3 protein-coding genes and 1 pseudogene are annotated in these 2706 nt (G+C 63.4%); all 4 read right to left on the minus strand.

The genetic code is table 11. From position 1 onward, the window contains the following. Nucleotides 1-66: 66 nt before the first annotated feature. A complete protein-coding gene (locus tag AC3WRR_RS36005; protein ID WP_492299562.1) occupies nt 67-726 on the minus strand; it encodes a DUF799 domain-containing protein in 660 nt (219 codons plus the stop codon). Beyond that, a complete protein-coding gene (locus tag AC3WRR_RS36010; protein ID WP_011616439.1) occupies nt 723-1097 on the minus strand; it encodes a DUF4810 domain-containing protein in 375 nt (124 codons plus the stop codon). The genes AC3WRR_RS36005 and AC3WRR_RS36010 overlap by 4 nt, the downstream gene beginning before the upstream one ends. Nucleotides 1098-1125: 28 nt before the next feature. Continuing rightward, a complete protein-coding gene (locus tag AC3WRR_RS36015) occupies nt 1126-1806 on the minus strand; it encodes a CsgG/HfaB family protein (RefSeq protein WP_011616438.1) in 681 nt (226 codons plus the stop codon). A gap of 586 nt (nt 1807-2392) precedes the next feature. Next, nucleotides 2393-2587, minus strand: a pseudogene (locus tag AC3WRR_RS36020) (protein phosphatase CheZ); the annotation flags it as partial. Nucleotides 2588-2706 lie beyond the last annotated feature (119 nt).

Raw genomic sequence — 2706 nt, forward strand, 5'->3', positions numbered from 1 at the left:
GGCATCGGGAGATGCCCGCGCGAACTACGTCAGGCCGGCCTTCTCACAAAACCAGAACCATGATAGTCAGTCCGTGCCGTACTTCGGCGACCGCGGCCCATACAGGATGCCGCCAGGCGTACCCGCCGAGAGCAGTTGCTGGCTCGTCCTGCCGGCCACCCCATAGGCGGCATCCGACACGCTGCTGATCGCGTGCGCAATGGCCGTCCCGATCAGCGCGCCGATCAACCCACCGCCAGCGTTACCCGACTGATTGTTGGCAGCCGACGCCTGTCCGGTCCAGAGCGTCTTGCCCGTCCTCAGGTCCAGGAGCTTCGCTTCGGCGGTGACAACGGTGGTGCTGCTGACGACCTGGTACTTCGGACCATAGTCGGTCACGGTGATGTACAGCGCGGTGTCCGCGCCGAAGATTTCGCGCAGCTTCGCGGGTGCCACCGCGTGGATGTCGCCCGGTATCGTCAGGCCGTTCTGGCGAAAGGTCTCGTCAACCAGCGCGACCGGCAGCACGTAGTAGCCGGATTCGGCCAGCGGCTGCGTGGCCTGCGACAGCATGGCGTAAGTGGCCTTCACGTCCGGCGAGTTGTTCAGCGGTGGCAGCACCACGATCGAGCGGGGGTGGCTTTCCTTGAAGGCGGCGTAATCCACGTTCTTCGTCGGCGCGGCACAGCCGGCTGCCAGCATGGCGACGCCCAGCAGCATCAGGACGCGATGGAACAGCTTGCTCATTTCTTCTCTCCCTTGCTTTTGACGTTCTTCAGCAGGAAGTCCACATAGGCTCCCGACTCGGGAAACAGCGCCTTCTCGGTCTGGAATTCGCGGACCATTTCGTCATCCTTGCCGATATCGGCATACAGCATGCCGAGGTGCGCGTGGTAGCCGGGCGGCGGGGTATTGCCGGCCGCCATGATTTTCTGCAGGTCACGCTCAAGCACCTCGATCTGGGCTTGCTTCGGTTCGCCCTTGAAGTACTGGTAGACCTGCGGCTGGTAGCCTTCCCACTGATACAGGGGCTTGGCGGGAGCCGCGCAGCCAGCCAGCAATGCGCTTGCGACCAGGGCAGGCACCGCCAGGCGCTGTGGCCGGAACAATGTCTTCACGATTTCTCCTTGGCTGTTTTTTTTGGAATCAGGGGGTGACGGGCTTCCAGGCGCCGCTTTCGATGCCGCTGACCAGATTGGTCACGGCTTCGCGCATGGCGAGGTCGAGCACCTTCCCGTTGAGCGTCGAGTCATAGCTGGACGTGCCGCCAAAGCCGATTACCTCCCGGCTCGACAGCGCGTACTCGCCTGCGCCCTGGGCGGTGAACACGACTTCCGAGGTCGCGATATTCACCACGTTGAGCGCGACCTTGGCATACGCGACCTGCGACTTGCCGCGGCCCAGGATGCCGAATAGTTGCTGGTCGCCGGTTTCCTTGCGGCCGAACTCGGTCACGTCGCCGGTGATCACGTAGTCGGCCCCCTTCAGGCGCTGAGCCTGGCTCTTGATGGCTGCCTCGCGCTTGATCTCGTCCATGTTGTCGCGGTCGAGCACATTGAAGCGGTTGGTCTGTTGCAGGTGCGTGATCAGCACGGTCTTGGCCTGGCCGCCCAGCCGGTCGACGCCGTCGGAGAACACGCCGCGCATGTAGCTCGAACGGTTGTCGAACTTGCCGACCGAAATCGGCGTGCGGACGCCGGCGTAGGGACGGCTGGCGCTCTCTACTTTCTGCACCGGCAGCGCCGTGGACGATTCGGTGGCACAGCCGCCGAGCATGGCGAGCAGCCCGGCCGCGGCGACCAGGGATATGGCCGTCACTTTGTTCATGCGATCTTCTCCTTCAGTTGGGTCAACACTACATTCATGCTCTGTCACAACAGCAAATCGATACCCCGCGCCGTTCGGGCGGGTCAGAACTCCACCCCGATCTGTGCGCCAGAGACCAGACCGAGGCCAAAACTAGCCACTGTACCCAGCCGACTCTGGCGTCAGGATCGGAGGATTCCGATTCTCGCGGCGGATGTTTCCGCAATTTTTCGGGGCAATGCGGCAGCCAGTCCGAGAATGGGCTGGGCCGTCGAGCACCCGCAATCCGGCGCCGCAAAGGCGCTTCAGCCTAGCGCACGCGAGAAGATCCACCCCACACGGCATCACAATCGTTCACATTCTGTGGGGCGCGAACAACGCGGTTTAGTGGGTACCGTCTTGCGTGTGGTCGGCCAGTGCGTCCGGTACCGGCCACGCACGGCGAAATCGCGCCTGCGATCGGAGGTGGAGGTTGACGGCAGCGCCCCGGTGAGGGCGGGGCGTTGATGAACGAAATGCCTTGTCGCGAGGCACGCGCCTGCCCTCACCCCGTGCCCCTCTCCTGCAGGCGGGAGAGGGGAGCAAACCGGTGGGAAATCGAATGCGCTCAGAACCCCAGACTCGCCAGCAAATCATCCACCTGCGCCTGGTCCGAAACCACGTCCGGCTTGCCTTCCGGACTGCTCTGCGGCCCATTTAGCAGCGTGGCGGCCGATGCTTCCACACGGCGCTCGGACGGCACGTTGTCGATCAGCACCTGCAGCAGCTCCTGCTCCAGCGCGCGGATCATGTCCATCATCTGACATCCATGCTCCGTGCGAAGCAGCAGGCCGCTATTCGTCAGCAGGGATTATCGAAGCGTGGGGGCTTCCCATTCGCGCGAAAAGCAGGGGGAATTGGGTGTTTTTTGGGAAATGGGGG

The sequence above is a fragment of the Cupriavidus sp. FW305-3-2-15-C-LB2 genome (assembly GCF_058787575.1).